At 68.4% G+C, this 6,010-nt stretch carries 1 protein-coding gene; it reads left to right on the forward strand.

All coding sequences use genetic code 11. The annotated features are described in order from the left end of the window. Positions 1-6,010, forward strand: a 6,010-nt coding sequence (locus I0C86_RS04375) for a non-ribosomal peptide synthetase (RefSeq protein WP_196199894.1), incomplete at both ends; no start/stop codon positions are given.

The raw sequence follows: 6,010 nt of genomic DNA on the forward strand, positions 1-6,010 counted from the left end.
GATGTGGTGACGGTGGAGCGGTTGGCGCGGTGGTTCGGTCGGGTGTTGGAGTTGGTGACGGCGTCGCCGGATCTGCCGGTGCGTGCGGTCGATGTGGTGGATCCGGCGGAGCGGACGCTGGTGCTGGAGGCCTGGAACGACACCGCGGCCCCGACACCGGACGGCACGATTTTGGATTTGTTCGCCGCTCAGGTGGTGGCGCATCCGGATGTTGTCGCGGTGACCGCCGGCGGAGCGAGTCTGACCTATGCGCAGCTTGATGCGCGGTCGGATGAGTTGGCTGCTGGTCTGGTGGCTGGGGGTGTGGGGGTGGAGTCGGTGGTGGCTCTGCTGTTGCCCCGGGGTGTGGAGATCGTCGCGGCGATGCTCGCGGTGTGGAAGGCCGGCGGCGCGTACGTGCCGGTCGATCCGGAGCTGCCGGCCGAGCGGATCGGGTATGTGGTCGCCGACAGCGGCGCCCGGCTGGTGCTCGCCGCCGACGATGTCGACGTCGATGTCGCTGGTGTGCCGGTGCTACGGCTGACGGAACTGTCCGGCGACGGCGGCGGCGGCACGTTCACCGCCGGGTCCTTCACCGCCGGGTTGGTGTCGTCGGCGGGGTTGGCGTATGTGATCTACACGTCGGGGTCGACGGGTCGGCCGAAGGGTGTCGGGGTCACGCATGGTTCGTTGGTGAATCTGGTGTCGGTGTTCGGGCCGTTGTTGGGTGTGGGCGCGGGGGTGGGGGTGTTGCAGTTCGCGTCGTTCGGGTTCGACGCGTCGGTGTGGGATGTGGGTGTGTCGTTGGCCGGTGGTGGGACGTTGGTGATCGCGGGGGAGCGGGAGCGGGCTGAGCCGTGGTTGTTGGCCGGGTTGCCGGTGCAGGTGGCCAGTGTGGTGCCGTCTTTGTTGTCGGTGTTGTCGCCGGAGCAGCTACCGGCGGTGCGTTCGTTGGTGGTGGGTGCGGAGGCGATCGGGGAGCAGGCGGCGCGGCAGTGGTCGGCGGGTCGTCGGTTGGTCAACACGTACGGGCCGACCGAGGCGACGGTGATGGTGGCTACCGGTGAGGTGGATCCGGACCGGCCTGGTCCAGTGCCGTTCGGTGCTCCGATCGCGAATACCCGTTTGTATGTGTTGGATGAGGCGTTGGCGCCGGTGCCGGTCGGGGTCGCGGGTGAGTTGTATGTCGCTGGTGTCGGGTTGGCGCGTGGCTATGTGGGCCGGCCGGGGTTGACCGGGGAACGGTTCGTGGCCTGCCCGTACGTGCCGGGCCAGCGGATGTACCGCACGGGCGACCTGGCGAGGTGGACCGAGGATGGTCAGCTGATCTTCGTGGGTCGGGCGGACGAGCAGGTGAAGATCCGCGGGTTCCGGATCGAACCCGGTGAGATCGAGACGGTACTGGCCCAACACCCGGGAATCGCTCAGGCCGCCGTGCTGGTCCGCCAGGACGTGCCGGGTGACAAGCGGCTGGTCGCCTACGTCGTGCCGGCCGGTGACGAGGTTCCGGGCGAGCGGTTGAAGACGTTCCTGGCTGGTCAGTTGCCGGAGTACATGGTCCCGGCCGCGTTCGTGTCCCTGGCGAGTTTGCCGTTGACGGTCAACGGCAAACTCGACCGGCGGGCGCTACCGGCACCCGGGTACACCGCGGGTGCGGGCCGGCCACCGGCGAGCGTGCAGGAGGAACTGCTCTGCACCGCGTTTGCCGACGTACTCGGCATCGACACCGTCGGTGTCGACGACAGCTTCTTCGAGCTGGGCGGACACTCACTGCTCGCGGTGTCGTTGGTGGAGCGGTTGCGGGTGGTGGGTTTGTCGGTGTCGGTGCGGGCGTTGTTCGAGTCTCCGACGCCGGCTGGGTTGGCGGCTTCGGCGACCGTGTCGGTGCGGGACAATGTGCCGCCGAATCTGATTCCTGCCGAGGCGCGGGAGATCACGCCGGAGATGTTGACTCTGGTCGAGTTGACCGGCGCGGAGATCGATCGGGTGGTGGCGTCGGTCGACGGCGGCGCGGCGAACATCGCCGACGTGTACCCGCTGGCACCGTTGCAGGAAGGCATGCTCTTCCACCACCTGCTGGCCCACGGTGATGGCCGAGATGGGTATGTGACGACGCGGGTACTGGAGTTTGATTCGCGGGAGCGTCTCGACGGGTTCGCACGCGGCTTGCAGATGATCGTGGATCGGCATGACATCTACCGCACGGCGATTGTGTGGGACGGGTTGCGTGAGCCGGTGCAGGTGGTGTGGCGCCAGGCAACGTTCCCGCTGGTGGAACACACGGTGGAGCCGAGCGACGCGGAAGGATTGACGCGAGCGGCCAGCGCTGGATTCGATCTCGGGCAGGCGCCGCTGATGAATCTGCATGTGGCGGAGGCCGCGCAGGGCCGCTGGTCGGGTGTGCTGCGCATGCATCACCTGGTGCAGGACCACGTCGGCATGGACACCCTGCTGGACGAGCTGCGGCTGATCGCGGCGGGCCGTGCCGACGAGCTGGCCCCGGCCCCGCCGTTCCGGAATTTCGTGGCGCAAACCCGCGCCGTGCCCCGTGCGGAACACGAACGCTACTTCGCTGAACTGCTCGGCGAGGTCGACGAACCTACCGCACCGTTCGGTCTGCTGAATGTACGCGGCGACGGCTCAGACTCGTCCATCGTGCCGGTACCGGTGCCGGACGAGACAGTGTCCGCGCTCCGGGACGTGTCCCGGCGGCTGGGCGTGTCGGCGGCGACCGTGCTGCACGTGGTGTGGTCGCGAGTGCTGGCCGTGCTCTCCGGCCGTGACGACGTGGTGTTCGGCACCGTGCTGTTCGGCCGGATGAACGCGGGTGAAGGCGCAGACCGGGTGCTTGGCCCGTTCATCAACACGCTGCCGGTACGGGCTCGTACGGATGGGCTCGATGTTCGTGCGGCAGTCCAGGCTATGCGTGATCAACTGGGGAGGCTGCTCGAACACGAACACGCCCCGCTCGCCCTGGCCCAGCAGGCCAGCGGAATAGCCGGGGACGTCCCCTTGTTCACCGCGTTGTTCAACTACCGGCACCTCGCGAGCGGCAGCAGGCGAGCGCACGGCGCCGGACTCGGTGGCATCCGTCGCCGGGCTGTTCCGGACCACTCCAACTACCCGATCGGCCTGTCGGTCAACGACCATGGCACGAGCGGGCTGAGTCTGACCATCGAGGCGGTTCGCCCGATCGATCCCGTCGCGGTCGGCCTGCTGATGCGTACGGCGCTCGAGCGTGTGGTTGCGGCTCTTGCGACGCAGCTCGACGGTGGCCCGGCCACCGACCTCGGCTCCGTGGACGTCCTGGATGGTCAGGAACGGAACCGCCTGCTGCACGGCTGGAACGACACTGCGGCGTCGGTTCCCGCAGCCACCGCACTGGACCTGTTCGCGCGGCATCTTGCGGCCGAGCCCGATGCGCCAGCGCTGATCGGTGACGGCCTGTGGCTGACGTACGAACAGTTGGATGCGCGTTCCGGCGAGGTGGCGGCCAGCCTGCTCGCCCAAGGCGTCGGTGCGGAGTCGGTGGTCGGCGTGTTGCTGCCGCGAGGAGCGGAGCTGGTGGCAACGCTGCTCGGAATCTGGAGGGCCGGTGCGGCCTACCTGCCGATCGATCCGGGCCTGCCCGCCGAGCGGATCGCGTTCATGCTGTCCGACAGCGGTGCGCGAATGGTGCTGTCCAGTCGTGATGTCGCCGCCGAGGCATGGGATGTGCCGATCCTGTGGGTGGAGGACCTCCGGGGCGAGGTGCTTTCCCTACCGGCGATAAACCCGGCCGGCTTGGCCTACGTGATCTACACGTCGGGTTCGACCGGTACACCGAAGGGTGTGGGTGCTACCCACGGCAGCGCGGTGAACCTGGCGGTGGCGCAGATCGACCGGTTCGGCGTAACACCCGACTCGCGGGTGTTGCAGTTCGCGTCGGTCGGGTTCGACGCGGCGACCTCGGAAGTGCTGATGGCGTTGTGTTCGGGCGCGGCGCTGGTGGTCGCGCCGGCGGACGAGTTGCTCCCGGGCGCTGGTCTGACCGAGGTGATCGGCCGGCACAGGGTGTCGCATGCGACGTTGCCGCCCGCGTTGCTGGGCACGTTGACGACCGACGAGTTGGCGTCGGTGTCGACGCTGGTGTCGGCCGGTGAGGCGTTGGAACGGACCCTGGTCGACCGGTGGGCGCCGGGCCGGCGGTTCATCAACGCGTACGGGCCGACGGAGACGACGGTGTGTGCGTCGATGTCGTTCCCGCTAGGCGAGGACGACGAACCGGTGATCGGCGTTCCTATCGCAAACGGCCGGATATTCGTGCTGGATCGTCACCTGACGCCGGTCCCGGTCGGCGTGGCTGGCGAGTTGTACGTTGCCGGCGTCGGTGTGACGCGTGGCTATGTCGGCCGGCCGGGGCTGACCGCAGAGCGGTTCGTGGCGTGCCCGTACGCGCCGGGTGAGCGGATGTACCGCACCGGTGACCAGGCCCGCTGGACTCCCGACGGGCAGCTCGTGTTCCTCGGCCGCGTTGACGACCAGGTAAAGGTGCGTGGGTTCCGGATTGAGCTCGGCGAGATCGAAAGCGTGCTGGCTGGGCACCCGAGCGTGGCTCAGGCCGTCGTGCTCGTTCGTGAGGACAGCCCCGCAGACAAGCGTCTGGTTGCCTACCTCGTGCCTGCCGAGGGCGAGGTATCGGGCGAGGAGCTGAAGGCGTTCGTCGGCCGTCTTCTGCCGGAGTACATGGTGCCGGCCGCGTTCGTGACGCTGCCCGCGTTGCCGTTGACGGTCAACGGCAAGCTCGACCGGCGGGCGTTGCCCGCGCCGGAGTACGCCACCGGCGGTGGCCGTGCGCCAGCGACCGAGCAGGAAGAACTGCTCTGCGTGGCGTTCGCGGAGGTACTGGGCGCGGAGTCGGTGGGCGTCGACGAGAACTTCTTCGAACTGGGCGGTCAGTCCCTGCTCGCCGTTCGTCTCATCTCCCGGATCCGGGCTTTGCTGGGCGTCGACCTACCGATGCAGGTCCTGTTCGAGATCCCGACTCCGGCTCAACTGGCTGCACGGCTAGGCTCCACCACCGGCTCCCGAGTGGTCGTGCGATCGGGGGCGCGGCCCGAGCGTCCGCCGTTGTCTTTCGCTCAGCGCCGCCTGTGGTTCCTGGCGCAGTTGGAAGGGCCGAGCGCGGTCTACAACCTCCCGGTCGTCACCCGGCTGTCCGGCACCGTGGACGTGGCCGCTCTGGGGGCGGCGTTGCGGGATGTCATCGTTCGGCACGAGTCGCTGCGTACCACGCTCGCCGTCGCCGACGGGGAGCCCTACCAGCTGATCTGGTCGACGGACGAACTGGCGTGGGCAATGGAGGTCCACTTCGTCGAGCCCGATGAGTTGGCCGGGGCGGTGGAGCGAGCTACCGGCTACGCGTTCGATCTGACGATGGACGTGCCGATTCGGGCGACCTTGTTTGGCACCGCACCGGACGAGTACGTGCTGGTTCTGGTGATGCATCACGTCGCTACCGACGGCTGGTCGATGAGTCCGCTGGTGCGTGACCTATCCATCGCGTACGCGGCGCGAAGCCGTGGCGAGGCACCCGGCTGGCAGCCGTTGCCGGCGCAGTACGCGGACTATGCGTTGTGGCAGCGGGAGTTGTTGGGCGATGACTCCGACCCGGACAGTCTGTTGTCGGCGCAGGTCGCCTATTGGCGTACCGCGCTGGCCGGCGTACCGGAGGAGTTGGCGCTCCCGGTGGACCGGTCGCGCGCGGCAGTGGCGAGCCACCGCGGCTGTCAGGCCCCGATCCGCATTCCGGCGCAGGTGCATCAGCGGCTGGTCGAGCTGGCTCGGGCTGAGGGCAGCACCGCGTTCATGGTGGTGCAGGCGGCTCTTGCGGTGTTGCTGTCGCGGTTGGGTGCGGGTACGGACATTCCGATCGGGTCGGCGGTGGCGGGGCGTACGGATGAGGCGCTTGATGATCTGGTCGGGTTCTTTGTCAACACGCTGGTGATCCGTACTGATCTGTCGGGGGATCCGGGGTTCCGGCAGGTGTTGG

This window comes from Plantactinospora alkalitolerans (assembly GCF_015690345.1).
Classification (GTDB): Bacteria; Actinomycetota; Actinomycetes; order Mycobacteriales; family Micromonosporaceae; genus Plantactinospora; species Plantactinospora alkalitolerans.